Here is an 18833-nt window from a genome sequence, read left to right on the forward strand (position 1 = left end):
CCTTATCCTCGATAATTCCCTATCACTTTGGATATATAATTCCTTTATCTAATACTAATCATCTTGGCTTACTCCTTAGACTTTAGATATTTCATCCTATCCACACGCCATTTTTGAAACAATTCAGTAATCTCTTCATCCTTAAGATTTACTTCCCCATTCTCATCAATTTTTATTAAGTTACGTGTAATAAAATTCAACTTACCCTCCATATTTTGTTCTTCTCTATATATGTTGTTAGGGTATAATTCTTTTTCATAAATTTCATCAAAACGTTGATATGCACCGTCAGATAAATAGACAAAATAGATGCTACTACTAACATATTTTTTGTCTTGGAAATCCTTAACTAGAGCTCTGTATCTTTCAATTTCTTTAACCTCATCCATATCCCCATTTTCATCCATATAGTCTTCAATATTCACAAATATGGTCGCAAGTAAAACATTGTATGGATGGTACTCTAAAAATTGTTCGTAACTCATATCCTTATCTGTTTCTGTAGGATAGGCGTAAAGCGTATCATTACTTACACTTACTTTTGCCGAGTCCCAATACTTTCTCGCCTTCCCCGTTATATCTCCTCGTATATTTTCTGCAACCATTACATTCAAATATTGATCGTATACAACACTATGATCCTTCGCGATCTCTACTGGAAATGCTAGACGAGGATCACTCTTTAATTCTGCATAGCCCTTTAGCGTTTTATCATCATAGGTGCCTGATCCACCTTCTAACTTTTTCACGACAAATTCTTCACCGTATTTCTCATATAACGCCTGTTCTAATGCTTTTTTGTCCTCTTTATTGTTAGAGCATGCTGTACTAGTAAGCATCATAAGCAACAATAGAACAACAAATATCACTCTCTTACTGAATGATCTTTTCATAAGTTCACCTCAATACATGTAATAGATAGTTAGTAAAAAAATAAGACGGATGATGAAAATGACTTTTCATCATCCGCCTTTAATAAATTTACCGATATTTTAAAATGGTTATGTTGAGCCTTGATTAGCTGTTCAAATCATCATACATGGAACCTTTTACCGTAATTTCTATATCATTGCTGTTACCTAGATCTAGTCCTTTAATTGTCGGCAATGTCTTATATGCATAGTTTTTACCAGATAAAGAAACATCATCTATTCGAACTCGAATATTGTACGTTCCGTTAGGCATATTGGAATGCGTGTATAGCTTAGAACCGTTCTCTGCACCAATCTTTATTGTAACAGTCGTTGATTCATTAACACGATACATGGTCGGCTGACCTGACTTCACATATTCAGCATAATCATATTGTATATTACTACTTTGAGTTTTGGATTCAGTATATCCTTCCAGTACCATTTTCCACTCTTTGCTGAGAGTTCCATTACGCTCGTGGGTTGCAGTCATAATATTCGTTTGTTTCGTGTATTTTTCATCAACATGAAATAACTTAATACCATTCACACCGTATGGTTGATCTCTAGTTATAACAGCTGTTTCAGCAATCGGAATATTCCCTTTTTGTGAGAGTTTTTTGTTACTTAGATTAACAGCGTCTTTATTGTTATTAATGTAAACAAGATTAGTTTCATAACTGATTGAATCGATAATACTATTGATTAACTCTTCATGATCCTTCGTTGCACTCGTAGATTGTTTATACATCTCCGTTTCAATCGTAAATGTATATTCACCTCCAGGATTAAAGTAATAACCTGATTTAATAGGATACGGGTTTTCCTGTAATTCCTTATCCGTCGCAAATACTGCCATATCATAATCACTTTGGGCACTGTTTTTCTTGCTTGCAGCATCTCTGCTCTTCTTATATACATTTACTAATGATGAATTCACTTTCCATTCAAGTTCACCACTTGCTTGATGAGTAAATGATCTTATGTACTGCCCTGTAACAGGTGTCCAATTGAACTTTTTACCCGATACATCCTCATGTGCCATCCATCTTACTACGTTATATGGATATTTTTCATTCTTCCAATATAACTTTTTCAGAGCGGTATTCGTTGAATTTCCTTCGATCTTATTATCATAAGTGAGATCGGGTAACTCTTTCATCCCGTTATAAATCTTAACGCCAACATTCAAGATATCGGTCTTATTAGGAAATGAACTACTTGTTGAACCAGTTGTAGTATAGGTTTCGCATTCTTCAGACTCATTTCCATCATCATCTTTTGTTGTCCAACAACGTCGATTACTAGCTTCATAATTTCGCATAATAGATCCACTAGATAAGAATTGACCTGATCTTAATTTGGCTATAGATGGCTTAGACCAACTTAACCATTTCCCTTGTACCGGATCATCACCAAAATCAGTTCGCAATACTTGGAAATTTGCAACAGGAGTACGATTAATAGTGAGCATATCATCATTAATCGTTGGATTATTACTTATTGTAAGATTACGAAATAAGTCCTTATTTGCAGAATCAACATCTAAGTTACCTGTTGTATTGCTTGTCCAAGTCCAATTATTTTGTTTAGTTATCGAGGCAGAAATATTATTTCCACCATTAATCTTATAGGCAAATTGCTTCGATAGAACATTATAATCTAATTCTATTTCTGATTGGAGAGCAGGTCCTGGTTCAAGATGACGAATGGTTGTTGTTAAGTTATTGTTAGTAAAATTACTTTCCACTGGTTTTTTTTCTGTGGTATTCACGTTAAATTGAACTTTTACATCGCTTTTAGGCATGAGAAAGCTCGCCTTTAACAATCTTTCTCCTTCAGTAGGAAGTGTTATATTGCCTTTGTCAGACACTCCATGGCCTGAATAAGTTACCTGTAATGATTCACCATTGCTTGGCTTAATCGTCCAGAGATAATCTGTATCTTGTGTCTGTTTGAATGTAGAATTCAAAACGATAGATAGTTCAACCTTATCACCCGCATTAGCATTGGTTGGCAACTTTTCGAACGCTGCTGATATATCATTCGCCAATAACATAAATGGCTTATACCTAAAATATTCATAGTATAAATAATAGTTCGGCTTATTTATACTATCTGCACCATTACCACCATAATAGTAAAAGGCAATCCCAATCCCCCATGAATTATAAGTGGGTGGCTGTACCATATAAATATAATCTTCTGGATTGGACTTAATCGCATTCGGCACATTTTCGATGCTTTTATTAAATAATTTACGATCACCTGTTAGTGATTCAATTGTATCTGGTAAAAAGGCAGCTGATGACATCCACTGATTCATTACACTATAGGAAGAAGCAAAAGTGTTAGGTTGATAGTCTAACCATTGCGATGTATGTGTATCATTTTTATTATCAGAAGCTAGTTCTTTCTTTATACTGGTTTTTTTATTAGTAGGCAGATCCCAAGGTTCTTTGATCCATCTCCTAACATAATCTACGCTATCAATATGAAAGCTTGGATTAGGATAAGGTTTATCTCGAATGGAAAATCCTATAGCTCTTAAATCACCTTGATCATCTTCTACACGATCATCATTACCATACTTCGTTCCTTCTATCGCTCCATCCCTTGCTTTACCATATACAAAGACAGGTAAGTGACCAAAATCAGATCCTCCATCCAGAATTAATTTGTCATTGATTGCTTTTCCCGAAAATGATGTGCTCTTAAATACATTAGATTCAAAATTCATTTTATCTTTCAAAAAATCGTTCGCTTGCTTAATTTGTTCTTCAATTTGTTGAGTTGCAGCACTAACTTTTATATATCCGTCAAAAAAACATGACAGGAGAAGTACAAAAGTAATTCCATACAAAGTTATCCTTCTCACATTCATCCTCCAATTTCAATTAATAGTTACCTATTACAAAAATAACTTTGATTGATTTATTTTTTAGGTAAAAGATAATAGATTTGAACTGAATCCTCTCTTGACTCATTGATAATAATACATTCATTTGTAGATATGTTGATATCTATAGCCATATACTCTAGATACACACCATCTTCTGTTTTCTTCATTAGATGTTTCACGACCTCTTCAACCACTTCATCACTAAACTTCTGAGCTAATATATCTGCTAATTCATTCACTTGTGTCTCATAATCTCTAAAAAAGTAACTCAAGGTAAAAAACACAGCATCTTGATCCCCATATTCTTTTTCATATGCAACAAACTTCTTAGGTACAGTAAATTCACCTACAGTTTTCGTTTCACCGTTAGTTTCCACAACTGGTTTGCCTGTTGTTATGTATACGGTACTTATCGCTTGATCCCACTTAATCGTTGCTCCTAATGCCTGGCTGACAAAGCGAATCGGTACGAATGTCCGATTATCCTTTAATACTGCAGCAGTATCCATTTTTTCTGTTTTACCATCAATTCGAATTTCCTTTTTGTTAATCTCTAATATAATTTTTTTCGCACCTTCGGTTATCGTTACCTTATTGTTCGCTGAATCCCAATTAACTTTGGCTCCTAACTTTTCACTTACAAAGCGAACGGGTACCATCGTACGTTGATTCTTATCAACAAATGGCTCTGCATCTGGAAACCAGATTCTCGTATTATCTACAACTACACGTAGTGAGAAAGCAGCAGATGCGGGTACACTACTTAACAACAATAGTAATGCCAATCCAAGCCATACACTCCTTAGGTAAATCCTTTTCTTATTCATGTTCAATTCATCCTTCTTTCTACGATAATTTGTTATCTGAGCAACGTGACGTTCTTAAGCGACAACCTAAATGATTTTTTCACCGTACTTTCTAACGCTTTATAGGTTTCATTCGCCTCTTGTACATTCGTCGCTAACTGAGTAAGTAGCTTATCTAGCTGATTCAAGTAAGTGACAGCTATATCATGCTTATTCTCAACTGCTATGCGAGCAGAAATAACAGAGGATTCTGGAAAATGATGTGCAAATTGAGGCATATATTCTAGTTGTTTTTTATATCCTTTCTTGAAATAAGATAAAACATCATCTCGTTCATTGCGTATATTTTTTGCTAACTTTAATAAACCTGTCATGTCAGTTAGTATCTTCTTGGTCCCTTTGTATAAAGTTGCACCTACCGCCATGTTTTGAGCCATCTTTATCGTAGTATTTGTTACATTATTCAATGCATTATTCGATATTTTTTTTACATTATCTAAAAATTCAACTTTTCGTTCTTTAATTTCTTTCTTGAAGTCATCTACTGCTTCAGAAATCACTAATTCAACCTCATCTTTTATCGCTAACAAGGCAGAGACTATTTTTTCTTTCCATGTTGCTAGTTTTTCCTTGGTTTTATCTACAATATCATCTATCTTATCCATCATAGAATTGAATCCACTTACCATTTTGTCCTTTAAGTCTGTAAATAATTGTTTTGAGTTATCAACAAATGTATTAAAGCTATTTGTAGCCCATTTCTTAAACTCATTCGAGTACTGCTTAATTGCATCGAAGGTAATGGACGCTCCAGCTAAGAACGGAACAAGAACATAATCCCTTATACTCTCAAGGGCATACGGTATAAAATCATTAAACATGTAACTATTCCACTCTTTAATATGCTGATATGTAGCATAAGGTGGATACAATTTCAGTACGTCTTTAAATACCCCTTTCATGGTTAATTCACCAGCATATAATGCACTAACTTGTTGTAATACAAACTCATGATAAGGCGATAATCCTGCTGAAAACCCTTGAGATATAACATTCATCAGTTTGGGAATTTCGGAAAATTCCTGATTCTCAGCAAGCACTATATTTCCCGTGGCCTCATCAATCTCCATACTTAGCATACTATGACTTCCAAAACCAGCGGCTCTATACTCTTTCATTTTTACATAAATCCCATCTGTAAGACTGTAAAAAAGCGAAGGAACGATATCGCCTACTGATCGATATTCTTTAATCAGACCTTTATCAACCATGTCATTGATTTCATCTTCAAACTCTTTAATCAATCTATCTGTAAAACCTGGTGCGTTAAAAGTTATGACTTTCATTAATTGATCTCTATATTGTTCATCAAGAATCATACTTGCAAATGCTGCTAGATTTCCTCCAAGGGAATGACCTGTAAAATAGATGTTTCCATTTATATCTGATCGATTCATTACTTTTTCCATGTACTTCTCTACCTCTAATTGTTGCGGATCACGAGTAGTACCGGAACTTAGAAAATTATTTACCCAATCCATCATTCTATTAAAATCCGTTAAACTTTCAGGCATTTCACTTCCTCTGAAAACAACAATTTTATCGTCAGCTCCCGTTTCGACAGTGAATGCCGCAAAGCCTGTTGACGTATTAGGTTGGATATTTGTAATTTTCCAATCACTAACATTTGGATTTTCTTTTAATTCTAATAGCATTTTTTCAATTTCCTCAGCGTCACTTAAGGGAGTTAATCCATCCGTAGCACTTGATTCATCAGTCCATTCGTCTGGATATCTTTCTTTCAATTCTTGCAATCCTTTTTCACCTAAGTAGTAATCAATAAAGTCCTTAAAATCTATTTCTTTCAAAGTATCTGTATCTTTAATATTCCCACTCTCTTGATCAATACTCTTTACCTCTAAATATACCAATTGAGACAATTGTTGAAATATAATATCATCAATCTTATTCATACTCGTACCTCCTTTTATACATGATTATCCACAATCACGAAAAATCCTTATTAAATTATATCTAACAAAAAATAAATGAATTATTCCTTGGATTCTAGATAAGCTAATCTATCTACTTTCCATTTTTCAAACACTTCATGTATTTCTGAATCCTTAAGATTTACTTCCCCATCCTTATCAATTTTTATTAAGTTACGTGTAATATAATTCCGTTTACCCTTTAGATTTGTCTCTTCTCTATATATATTATCTGGATATAATTTCTCCTCAAATATTTCATCATAGCGTTGATATGCTTCATTAGATAAATAGACAAAATATATACCTGAACTTAAATACTTTGCTTCTTGAAAATCCTTAACTAGAGCCCTGTAACTTTCAATTTCTTTAACCTCATCCATATCCCCATTTCCATCCATATAGTCTTCATTATTTAGAAATATGGTTACAAGTAACTCATTGTATGGGTGATATTCCAAAAATTGTTCATAACTCATATCTGTATCTGTTTCCGTAGGATAAGCATATAGCGTATCATTACTAACACTTACCTTTGCTGAATCCCAGTACTTTCTTGCCTTCTCCGTTATATCTCCACGAATATTTTCGGCTACTCTCACATTCAAATATTGGTCGTACACAACACTATGATCCTTTGCGATCTCTACTGGAAATGCTAGACGCGGATCACTTTTCAGTGCTGCAGTACCTTTTAGTGTATTATCATCATAGGTGCCTGATCCACCTTCTAACTTTTTCACCACAAATTCTTCGCCGTACTTCTCATACAATGCCTGTTCTAACGCTTTTTTGTCCTCTTTATTGTTAGAGCATGCTGTACTGATAAGCATTATAAGCAACAATAGGGCAACACTTTTCACTCTCTTACTTAATAGTAGTTTTTTCATAGGCTCACCTCAATAATTCTAGTTTTGAATCAATAATGCTATTGATTTTATGCTGTAATACATTTAATGTTTCCATGGAATGATGTTGAAGCCCTACTTCAAGTTTATTCAAGATATGCACTATTTTATCTCCATCTTCTGTTTGATTATTCGACTTAAACAATGTAAAGGTTATTAAAAATTGCATCTTATCCTGAATATCTATAATAAAAGACTGTAATTGTTCAATTGCTTTATTCGTTATTTCCATAAATTCATCCAAGTCTAGTAATATAGAATCGTCTTTTATATCTGTCATTTCCTTTTCCCATATCGTAATCATCGATAACATTTCAACTCTTGAAAATTCAAGTAATTTGGGCATGTTTGATATCATTAGTGACATTGTTATATTCGTCATCTCATAATAAAATTGAACTTCTTCATTAATGAGTTTTCCACTTTGCTTTGATTCATCGCTCGTGAGCAAAGAAACTAATTTCCGAGATAATTTATGGTTCATGAAATCTGAACTGTTGAATTGTTGCATAATTCCATATAACTCTGTAGGTTCTGTTAGCAGCATGTTGCCATGTTCATCAAACATATAGTTACTTGTATCATCTATAGTCGATGCATGTTTAACATTTGTTAATTGATTTCCTATGAGTGTAAGTGCTTCGTTAGCCGAGATAATATTATAAATCGAGGGATTCTCGAGAATCTGCATAGTTATAAGACCTTGAATTCCAGGCGATTCGAACACTACTCCATTAACTTCCCTTATGGACAGAGAAAGTATTTGGGCTATTGCGCCTGCCATTCCATAGCCTGTAATGTAAGTTGAATTGTACTGAGCATACTTCTGAACAAATAAGTATAAGCTATCAAACTCTGGATTCATCATGTCTCTCAAAAAGGAAAGACTTTCGTAAAGATCATCAGAAGAATAAGTAGTAACGACAAAATAGCTATCATTACTCGTCTGATAGACATGTAACTCTAACTCTTTATATTTGTAGTTTTCTATATAATTGAACTGAGGATCATTAATTCGACCATCTATTACATGCTCTTGAAGTAAGTCCCAAAATTTCTTTTCAGTTAATAACATTTGTAGATCCTCCTACCAAATGAATTAATAAATTCAATGGATTGGCAAAGTATAATTGCTTTGCCAATCCATTTGAATTATTTCGAACGTAATTTTGCTGCCATTTGCTTCTCTGCTTCGTCTTTAATACGAGCAACTTCTGTAAGGTTTAAACTAATTGTTTTAACACATTCAACCATTTTATCAAAGCTAGGCTTTAACTCATTGTATTGGTCTACGAATGCTTTCTGAGATTCACCATCCCACCAAGAACTAAGTGCGTTAATCTCTTTAGTTAATTTTTGAATAGTCCCATTTGCTTCTTCTGCCTTTGCTTTAATGCTTTTTGCAGCAGAAGTTGCATTAGCTGAATCAAATCTAATTTGGCTCGACATTATATCACCTCCTCTCAAAGTTTTTTTTATTTATTTTTTTTCTTTTCTAATTCTTGTTTTGCTCGCTCACGTTCTAGAAGTTCACGAGCATATAAAGCCTCAGCACTAGCTCTAGATAACTTTATTATTTCTCTAGAGCTCTCTCTCATTGCTTCTTCTAATTTTGTGAAGCCTTTAGCAACTTTACTTTTCTGATCCATAAATGCATCGTGTGCATCACCATCCCAATAGGAAGAGGATCCAGAGAATAATTTATCTATATTGGTTTTGATTTGTTCGATTTTTCTTATCTCATCGTTTAAATTACCGCTTGCTATAAGACATCTTGCAACAGCATCATACACAACTTCACTCCTCCTTTACCTATTGTGCATCTTGTAAAATACCAAAGCGCATGCCTGTATATTTATTTTTGACAATAAAATATCCATCCCCCTTTTCACTTACTCTTTCTTGGACTTCATATGGTAGTCGGATATCAAATAAATCTTGATTACGTATTGCTCCAAGTAATACTCCAGTCTGCTCATCCTTTATCTTCTTGGCCAGTGAGGCCCAATTGGAACTCATATTGGATGGCGTATCTGCAGCTACAATATTTACTCTTAGCCCTTTATCTTCTTTCACTAATCTTTCTAATAGTTCATGCAGTTCAAACATATTATTATCAGTAAATTTAGCGAAATCATCAAAAACAAATAGTATAGGTTCCCAACTTCCATATAGCTCTAAGAGATCTTTTTTGGCATTACGATAGGCTATCATTTGCGACTTTCTGTCCGTTAGTAACGCGGCTATCTGTTCTACCAATTCATTCATTTCTTCAATCTCAGCTAAGTTTGTAACGTAAGCTTCATTCATGATGGGATAGAGCCCCATTGAACTAGAATCTAGTGCATATACTCTCAAATTCTCATTTTGGTTATGAAGTGACTTCACCCATGAATTCAATATTGTGCTTTTCCCTGTTTCTGAATCTCCACAAACCATAACTACTGATGTTGTATTGATATCCAATAATACCGTCTGTAAATCATTGTGAGCTAGCCCAATAGCTAGTTGAGACTGGTTAGAATGTTGAATATCTGATAAGTATAATAGATTAGGCATCATAGGAATTGGAATAGCTTTCGTATCTGTTGATTCTGCAATTTCAGTCATGACTTCATCTAGCGTGCGATTCTCATATGTCGGTATAACGGTTTGAAACTCTAATGGTATATCACCTTTAATCAAACCACGACCTGGATATTTGGATGGGACCAATCCTTCGGTTCTACCAACAATTTGATTGTAATCAGATGGATCAGAAAGTTCATAACATATCGCTTGTTTGAAATTGATAGAAAGTTTATATCTTACCAATGATGAGTTTACGGCTGTTGCAATAATATAAATGCCATATTTAATTCCTTCTCTAGCTAGTAATATGATACGTTCATCAATATTTTCATAGGTTTCCGTTAATGCAAAATAGTTATCAATCATGACAAATATGGCAGGTAACTCATATCCAGCATTTCTATAATGTTCAAAGCTATCTTGTTTGGATTTCTCGAATAATGCTTTACGTTCTTCTATGCACCGGAATAAGTACAATACACATTGCTGAAGTTTCTCCTCTTGCTCTAACGTAACTACGCCGCCAACATGAGGGAGTTGCTCAAGCATTCTTAGGCTACCGCCTCCGAAATCTATAATGTATATATGAAGTTCTTTGGGTGAATATTGCAAACTACCGGCAATACATAGCGTACGTAGTAATGAAGTTTTACCGGTACCGGAGATCCCGTATACAAATAGATTTCCATCCTCAATAAAGTTCAAATTTAATGTATGTTGTAACTGTGATCGTGGATCATCTAATATACCAATTGGAATTGAAAGAAGATTTCTATTCTCATTCGCATCCTGATTATGATTGTGCACTTCAGCAATAATGTCATTCAAATATAATTTATCTTCCAGCGGTGGTAACCATGGTCCTGAAAGAGCTTCGATATGTTTTTTTCGAGCCTCTTTTGTAATATGATCAACCATTGCTGATAATTGCGTGGTGACATTATCATCCTTAATCTTCTCTTCATATAATGGGTAGATTTGCTCTTGCAGACCATTCAAAGAAAGTTGAAACACTCGCTTTGGTTGATTCTGTTCTTTCGCTTGCGTACCTTCACCATTATAATTAGCACCTGAATAAGCCGACTGGAACAGTTCAAATACTTCATCATTTCCAACTTGGATGTATGCTCTACCAGGTTCTTTAATAAATGCTGCATCTGGTCTTTTAATAACATCTTTACTGTCAGCTTCATCTTGTACTTTCAGACAAATTTTGAATTTAGAGTTACTCCAGATTTGTTCATCCACAACACCTGCTGGCTTTTGTGTAGCTAGAATAAGATGCACTCCAAGACTTCTACCTACCCTAGCTGTACTTACAAGCTCTTTCATAAAGTCTGGTTTGTCTTGCTTTAATTCAGCAAATTCATCTGCAATCATTATTAGGTGAGGAATTGCCGGCATACCTTGAATGGTATGGCTGTAGTACACCTTTTGATACTTATCGATATTGTTAACTCCATACTGTGAGAATACTCTTTGTCTTCGCATCAATTCACTTTTAATAGATAGAAGCGCCCTTGTCGTTTGATTACCATCTAAGTTCGTAATCGTCCCAACCAGATGAGGCATCCCTTTAAATACATCGGCCATGCCTCCACCTTTGTAGTCAATTAGAACAAAGACTATATCGTGAGGGTGAAAATGTATCGCTTGAGAAATAATAATACTTTGCAATAATTCACTCTTACCTGATCCCGTTGTTCCAGCTACTAAACCATGTGGACCAAACCCAGTTTCATGCATATCAAGGAAAAAAGCTGAACCGCCCGCTCGTGCTCCTATTGGCACTTTCATACCCATATAGGTCTTATTTTTATTCCAGAATGATGTTACATCCACTTCATCGACTTGTTTTGCTTGCATCATTTCTAATAATGTTATCGAAGTAGTAAGACTGAAATTGGCACTAGTGTTTTTAATTTTAAGAGGCGCAAGTTTCCTTGCAGCTTCCTCCAATTGCAGAGATTGTACAGTATCTGGGATAAATACAATTTTCTCGCCAGATCGTCTATCCGCTTTTTCCGCATTTTTCCCTTGTAAGTTGACGACCACATTACAATTCATAGGAAGATACGATGTATGCTGAGAGATGAATACAGTTGATACTCCTATCTCAGCTGAATGGTTATAGAGATATTTACTAATTTGCTCATTTTCCAGTAAAGTTGGGTCTTCTACTATAAATACATAATGAGGAAGTACTCTTCCCCCTTTAGATTTCATTTCTCTTTCTTTCAACATATTGAAAAATGAGGATAGACTTTGATGTGCCATTGCATTACCACATAATAAGAAACGCAAACTGAAGTTATCATCCCAAATATGCGGTAAAAACTTTAACCAGTTCCATCTGTCTACATTATCTTCCGACAGAAGAAGAACTACTTTAACATCGTCATAACCATGATGTGTAACGATCTGAAGAAGCATTAATTCCAACAAATCTCTTGTTGCTGCACTTTCCCCTGCGATACCGCAGATTCCAGCTTCAAGCAAATTTATTGTGATTGGCACTTGGGGTATTTTTTCGAATTCTTGTGCGATTCTTTGAGGTTCCATAAGTAGAGGGTCTGTTTCTAGGATGATGGCTTGCTTTGTATAATTCACTTTCAGTTCTAAAGGAGCACTACCTAATCCCAATCTTAATGATAAGAAATCAGTATGGTTAGGAGTCTTTTCCCATAACTTATTATCTGTCCGATTGATTCTATTAAGGCACTCTGCGGGAGCTGGATACATTTCATTCATAGCTTTCGTTTGCTGTTCCTTCGCAATAGCGAGCTCACTTCTTGTATCTGCAATGTATTGAAGATACTTTTGTTCACGTTCTCGCTTTTTCTTCTTATATTTTTTGATTTGAGTTGTTGCTCCGACTAGCGAGCCAATTAATGTCATAACGGTCATCGTAATTGAAATTAACATAAATATAGAATTAGTTGTCATCATAATAAGTAATGTAATGACTAGCATGACAGATGGTGGCAGTAATAAGCCAAACCAACTAATTTCCGGCTTCTCATTTAACGAAGGCGGGTTAGGAATGTCCAATGTTCCTTGCGGAATATCCGGAAGAAACCGGGGTTGACGACTAAAGTTAATATTCAACGATATGAGCACCTCACAGAATGATTTTGCTAGCTTCTCCTCCACCGAGTTGTAGTTGATACCACTCACGATTGGCGCAATAATAGAGGATATTCTGAACAATGTGCAAATAATCAGCGCTATCACCTGATATTCGTATACTTCGCAAGCTCATCGGATCTACACGATAGATACTGCAATTATTTAAAGCGTTTGTACAATAAATATATTCCCCATCTGTATTTAGACTTGCTGCTTGTATACTTTCCACTATGATAAGGTCTGATTCACCCAATTTCATCATAGTTAACATATTGCTATTGTTTTCATTGGAGAATGCAATAATATCACCAATTAGTATAAGACTATATCCTGTTGCATCTGTAACTAACTCTTGAGATTTACCTAGTTCATTACAGGTTTGGATTCCTCTCGCCGTTGAATATATAATCTTGTCATTATAGAATATGTAGCTCCAAACCTTTTCCTCTATGACTACTTGTTCTTTCGTTCCATTGTGCAGACAACGATGCACATATTGACTACGTTCATCAATGTAATATATCCATTCCTTTTGCAAGACAAGATTACAGCAAGGTTTCTCCATTAGCAGCTCTTCATGCATCGTATCAAGAAATAGTCTACACATGACATGCCCATTTCTTTGGTCGCTATAATAAACAGCCTCACCATCACCATTCATATACCACATTAAACCGTTAATCTTGGTTACACTAGTTTCATTCGTGTCGATCGACACTAGTTTCGTACCGGTATAATGCTTAATATCTGTAAGAAATATTTTATTCTTACTTTGAATAATAAGACCACCATTAGAAATATTACCCATTGTTCAATATCCTTTCTCAGACGAGCGTTAGTAGGGAGCCGTGCGTAACCCCTTCTTGCTCTAATGTCCGATTATTGTTAAGAATTCTTCCTAGTGGTTCCGCTTGTAACATGGCTTCACGATGATTAGGCGTTCCTAACACTTCATGAAATATGGATAAAAGTTCTTCTACTGTCGTAAAGAGTGGAACTCGAAGATCAATCATTTCTTTATCTCCTGATTGAAAAGAAATCAATATATAATCCATAGCTTTGTCCCTCTCTTCAATTGGTTACCGTTAATTTATATTCACGTTCTGATTCTAGTTGATAATCAATTGCAGGATTCATGTCCTGAGCTAATTGCATTAATTTTGTTTTGAAATTATAGGTAGCGTTAGCTTTCACTCTAACTGATGTCACTACGCCTTCTAGCCTCATTTCACGATCAAATGTTAAATTTACAGTAAGCGAATCGTATTTCCCGTCATTAGAAGTAAACGTCATCGTGTTACCAATCGTCGAAATATTATATACATTCATAACATCTTCGAAAGTATCAGAGAAGTAAGTTATGAAAACTTCTTCATCAATCTCGGCATCTAAATTCTGAATTGCTTCTCGTTGAAGAGAGATATCCTTTGCAACTTTGCTTGAATTTCTAAGTGCCGAATCTAGTACTATTTTCTCTCGATACACAATAGCCATTTCTACCATCGGCAGAAGAACAATAGACGCAAGCAAAACAACTAATATAGAGATTACGTAGATTCTCACAACCGTACCATCCTATTCATTCTAGTAGTAAGGAAGATCTTTATAATGCTTCAATCCAACCGTTGTCATTTCGAAGGACATTGGAATATCTTTTGAATATTCCTTACCCCATAGCGTAACTGTTAAAGGGTAGACGGCTTCAATCTTAATATATATTGGCTCTCCTCTTTGCCGGTATGGTTTATCTGAATCGTACGTATAGTTACTGTAGTCACTAGCGTCAGTACTAGCAATTGCCGTATCTGATGAATAATTATAGTTATCTGATTTATGAACCCAGATGTGAATTTCAGCTTGTCGCTTCGAGAATATGGGTTTATCTTCCAAGTTAGATTGTATGTCTTCATAATCGGCCCTGGATAAGTAGTTATCATTAGCAGCAACTTGTGACACATAATAAGTTTCTGAGATTAACGTCAAATACCAAGGGAAGAAAAACGACATATTGTTTATGAGCACAATAATAATCGAGCTCACAATTGTAATGAGTATGGCTTTTGCTATCCCTTGCACACAATGACCCCCTACTTATTTAATCGTATTATCAATCATGTCTGTGAATTTATCCCAGATCCAATCGATCCACTCATCAAGTTCTCCACGTACAATAACAATCACTGCACCAATAACAATAATGATTGCAACCGTAATTGCGATTTGTTTGATTCCAAATTCTCCTCTTTCGTCACTCAATAATTGTTTCCATAGCTTTTTCATTTTCAATTCCTCCATTTTAATTTATTGAAATAATTGCATTGAACTTAACATCGTGAATGTATAATAGATTGCGATATAAATACCAAGTACTACGATGAGAACCATTTGAATACGACCGTTGGCACGCTCTCTTCTTAACAATTCGTCTTCTAGTGCGTTAACTCGAAAACTATCAAGTTCATTTTTCAAATATGACATTTGAGATACATTATCATAACCTTTAAGTCGTGTTTCCATAATGTCACAAAATTTAATGATGTAATAAACAGGAACTCTTTTTTTCAAACGCTTTAAAGCATACTCTTCACCAAAATCAATATTATCAAGCATTACTCCTAATTCTTCTCCGATATCAGGGTTTGCATTGGGTAAGTAATCTTTAATCACATCCGCCAAATGAATGTTGACCGACTTAGCGTATTGATAGTAAACCATGCTGTAGAACATCGGAAAATCCAAGGCAATATTTTTGTTCTTCTTATCAATCTTCTTCTCTAGCTCCTCAACCGGATACAGCCAGCCTAGAATAATAAATATTGCTGTTCCACATCCTAATAGCACATGTACTTTGACCATCAACATCGTCGCCAATAGCGCAACGACTACATATATGAGCTGATTCAATCTAATTTCCTCAGGTTTTATCGATAGATCAAGACGATCAATCATTTTGTGAAGCCGCAGCCTTTCACCTGAACTAAGAATATATTTGCCATAGGTTACTGCAAATCTCTGTTTCCATTGTTTATACTTCTTTTTGGATAGTTCTTTCTTTCGTTCTTTCATAAATAGTCTTGCACGTTTTTTCTGATTTCTACTAATTGGCTTAAAAAGGGGAAACAACAATACCTTCACTAAATAGAAAATCGATACCATGGCTATAAACTTAGATATAGTAATCATCTTCTGCTTCCCCCTTCACCAAGATTGCCTTGTAGTACTTGTGTACGAGCGAAACTTATACAGATCAGACTGATTAATGAAGTATTAATTATTTTCCCGTAGCTTGTGAACAACATAAACTCACGGAAGTCTTCTACAGATAGTGCATATAGAAAGAATAATAGAATGATACAAGTTTTAAGTAAAAAATCACGATTCATTCTACGGAATATACGATCTTTCTTCATATTAATCTCTCGTAACACCGCATTTTCATCGACGATATCGAGAAATATGTCTGCCATTCCGTTGCGCTCATTGTACTCAAATACAATTGCTTTTTTAGTGAAATTATCAAACTTAGTGCCAAGTTGTCGGTTAAGTACTGTTATGGCTTGCTTGAAGCTATAGCCATTGTTCTCACAATTATCAATGAATTGCTGGAAGTAAGGTCGTATATTAGAACTAATATACTCATCGCTTTCCATTACCTTCTTAATAGCAATGAGCACGCCTTCTCGAGCCAAAGGACAGATAATATCTTCTGCATCCATTATGCTTTCCATTTGTTCTGCTTTAATAGAGCGGGATTGCATAACGAAGAAAGTTAGTATGCCAATGAAGAAAGAAATGGTGAAGACTACAGATAGTGTAATACTTTTCATCAAAACTACGATTATCAATACAATGACTGCGAACATAATACAGAGTATAGAAGTAAAGCTTTCTAACGTGAACGGTAAATTGAAATCTAATATTAACCCTTCAATTAATCGATTATATTTGGCGTATACATTTTCTTTTTGTTTGAGTATTCGTTCTTTTTTGATCCGATCTACGTATCGCTTTGTATTATATTTACCAAGATACTCAGCAATCGTATCCACAATATCCAAACAAAATCTTAGAGAACCTTTGAAGAACTGAACATTAAACATGACATTAATTACACTGAACATCGCCAAACCAAGTAGTATACTAATAATTAATGTTGTATTCATCTGATGTATACACCTCATCTTCATGCTCCGTAGGTTCATTCGTAAAGAACTCAAATCTACTTCTCTTAATCCCCGCTTTCAGCATAGCTTGTTGAATGGAGCTAGATATCGACCCTACTCGTCTATGCCTTCCAACAATTTTAATTCTATTCACACCATTGTGAACTTCTTCGGATACATCCTCACACTCAAACCGATAGATTGGATTAATAATTGGCTCTAACCCTTCTGACCCAATCACTTCAGATATCGCGGTAACTTTACGTGTTCCATCAGCTAGTTTTTCTTGAAATATAACAAATTTAACTGCGCTACATATATTTCTAAGTGCTAATTCAGCAGGTTCATTGGATACCATCAGATATGCAGTAAGGAATCGATAAATGGCTTCCTTATCTCCCTCGGCATGTAACGTCGAGAAGAAGTAATGGCCTGTTTGTGCCGCTCTCAAAGCCGTTGCAAATTCTCCTGGTGATCTTAACTCTCCAGGTCCGATCCAATGTGGAGACTGTCTCATTGCATTAATTAGTAAATTCTCCATCGTAGCTGGACTTGCATCGTCATCCTCTGACACCGATTCATATTGCAATACATCATTAATAATCGAACCATGCATGCTATTGCCTTCTCGTTGCTGTAGACGCATCTCCGACGGATTCTCAATCGTAATAATACGTGACAACGGATCAATTTCCTTAACTAATATCTCATTGAGCGTTGTCTTGCCACTTCCTGTTGCACCAACAGTAATCCAAGATAAGTCGGACTTTGGAATAAGCGCTAACAACCGATACATATTAACGGAGAAGGATTCATTCTCAATAAGTACTCTAGGAGAGATTGTTTTCTTACTGAACTTACGAATAACGAACGCTGGGTTATCATAAGGCGATATTTCAGCATGAGTAGCATTCACTCGATATCCTTCAATTGTTCGAGCATTAACCATCGGGATTTTGGGAGTAAGTCTCACTTTAGATATACCAATCAACTTTGAGATAATTCTCTCCATATGCTCTCGATCGGTAAATTGCTGATCCCACTTCAATGTCTTTCCGCCACTTTCAACAAAGATTTGATCGGGTCCATTTGCTCTAATCTCATCGATTAATGGATCTTCCATAGCTTTTGTAATTGGGCCATAGTGGGTGATTTCATTTGTTAAGGCGTTATTTAATAAATTCAGATCATAATAACCTTCAACGATAGGTTGTTCAGAATCAACAAACTCATTGATATAAGACTTAGTCAATTCTCGCTTGCGAACGGGATCACTTTCACGTCTAAATGCATGAGTAGTCACTTTGGTTATGTACTTCTGACATAGCTCTAATGCCTCTTCAAAAGTAATCGTCGTAAATTTATTTCTCGCTGACTCTACTCCGTCTTGATTTTGCGACTGAAGAAATACTCTTTGCTGCATATCACTAACTTTACCTCGCGTAAGCATTT

The 18833-nt window shown here is 35.2% G+C and carries 17 protein-coding genes; all 17 read right to left on the reverse strand.

Annotated elements, in window-relative coordinates; translation table 11 throughout:
• Positions 1-68: 68 nt before the first annotated feature.
• The gene (locus AC1TO5_RS10070; protein WP_482062678.1) at positions 69-893 is read right to left on the reverse strand and encodes a hypothetical protein; all 825 of its coding nucleotides are present in this window, start codon (positions 891-893) and stop codon (positions 69-71) included.
• A gap of 124 nt (positions 894-1017) precedes the next feature.
• Positions 1018-3789 (reverse strand): hypothetical protein, encoded by a 2772-nt coding sequence (locus tag AC1TO5_RS10075; protein WP_482062679.1) that lies wholly within the window; start codon positions 3787-3789, stop codon positions 1018-1020.
• Between the two features lie 56 nt (positions 3790-3845).
• Entirely contained in the window at positions 3846-4640 is a 795-nt protein-coding gene (locus AC1TO5_RS10080; protein ID WP_482062680.1) for a copper amine oxidase N-terminal domain-containing protein, read from the reverse strand.
• A gap of 32 nt (positions 4641-4672) precedes the next feature.
• Positions 4673-6592, reverse strand: a complete 1920-nt coding sequence (locus tag AC1TO5_RS10085; protein ID WP_482062681.1) for an Mbeg1-like protein — start codon at positions 6590-6592, stop codon at positions 4673-4675.
• Between the two features lie 80 nt (positions 6593-6672).
• Positions 6673-7500, reverse strand: a complete 828-nt coding sequence (locus AC1TO5_RS10090) for a hypothetical protein (protein WP_482062682.1) — start codon at positions 7498-7500, stop codon at positions 6673-6675.
• Between the two features lie 4 nt (positions 7501-7504).
• Positions 7505-8593, reverse strand: a complete 1089-nt coding sequence (locus tag AC1TO5_RS10095) for a hypothetical protein (protein ID WP_482062683.1) — start codon at positions 8591-8593, stop codon at positions 7505-7507.
• A 77-nt stretch (positions 8594-8670) separates the two neighbouring features.
• Positions 8671-8967 carry a WXG100 family type VII secretion target gene (locus AC1TO5_RS10100; RefSeq protein WP_482062684.1) on the reverse strand — a complete coding sequence of 99 codons (297 nt, stop codon included), beginning with the start codon at positions 8965-8967 and terminating at the stop codon, positions 8671-8673.
• Between the two features lie 26 nt (positions 8968-8993).
• Positions 8994-9311 carry a WXG100 family type VII secretion target gene (locus AC1TO5_RS10105; protein WP_482062685.1) on the reverse strand — a complete coding sequence of 106 codons (318 nt, stop codon included), beginning with the start codon at positions 9309-9311 and terminating at the stop codon, positions 8994-8996.
• Between the two features lie 19 nt (positions 9312-9330).
• Positions 9331-13197 carry a type VII secretion protein EssC gene (gene essC, locus AC1TO5_RS10110; RefSeq protein ID WP_482062686.1) on the reverse strand — a complete coding sequence of 1289 codons (3867 nt, stop codon included), beginning with the start codon at positions 13195-13197 and terminating at the stop codon, positions 9331-9333.
• Positions 13198-13210: 13 nt separating this feature from the next.
• The gene (locus AC1TO5_RS10115) at positions 13211-14026 is read right to left on the reverse strand and encodes a DUF5050 domain-containing protein (protein ID WP_482062687.1); all 816 of its coding nucleotides are present in this window, start codon (positions 14024-14026) and stop codon (positions 13211-13213) included.
• A 16-nt stretch (positions 14027-14042) separates the two neighbouring features.
• On the reverse strand, positions 14043-14273 hold the full coding sequence (locus tag AC1TO5_RS10120; protein ID WP_482062688.1) for an EsaB/YukD family protein: 231 nt from the start codon (positions 14271-14273) through the stop codon (positions 14043-14045).
• A gap of 16 nt (positions 14274-14289) precedes the next feature.
• Positions 14290-14781 carry a hypothetical protein gene (locus AC1TO5_RS10125; protein WP_482062689.1) on the reverse strand — a complete coding sequence of 164 codons (492 nt, stop codon included), beginning with the start codon at positions 14779-14781 and terminating at the stop codon, positions 14290-14292.
• A 21-nt stretch (positions 14782-14802) separates the two neighbouring features.
• Entirely contained in the window at positions 14803-15294 is a 492-nt protein-coding gene (locus AC1TO5_RS10130; RefSeq protein ID WP_482062690.1) for a hypothetical protein, read from the reverse strand.
• Between the two features lie 15 nt (positions 15295-15309).
• Positions 15310-15498: a hypothetical protein gene (locus tag AC1TO5_RS10135; RefSeq protein WP_482062691.1), complete on the reverse strand. Its 189-nt coding sequence runs from the start codon at positions 15496-15498 to the stop codon at positions 15310-15312.
• A 21-nt stretch (positions 15499-15519) separates the two neighbouring features.
• Positions 15520-16401, reverse strand: coding sequence for a hypothetical protein (locus tag AC1TO5_RS10140; protein WP_482062692.1), 882 nt, complete (start codon positions 16399-16401; stop codon positions 15520-15522).
• Positions 16398-17381, reverse strand: coding sequence for a hypothetical protein (locus AC1TO5_RS10145; RefSeq protein ID WP_482062693.1), 984 nt, complete (start codon positions 17379-17381; stop codon positions 16398-16400). Before AC1TO5_RS10145 ends, AC1TO5_RS10140 begins: the two co-directional genes overlap by 4 nt.
• Positions 17359-18831 (reverse strand): ATPase, T2SS/T4P/T4SS family, encoded by a 1473-nt coding sequence (locus AC1TO5_RS10150; protein ID WP_482062694.1) that lies wholly within the window; start codon positions 18829-18831, stop codon positions 17359-17361. Before AC1TO5_RS10150 ends, AC1TO5_RS10145 begins: the two co-directional genes overlap by 23 nt.
• Between the last annotated feature and the right edge of the window lie 2 nt (positions 18832-18833).

The organism is Paenibacillus sp. Y930 (genome assembly GCF_056786375.1).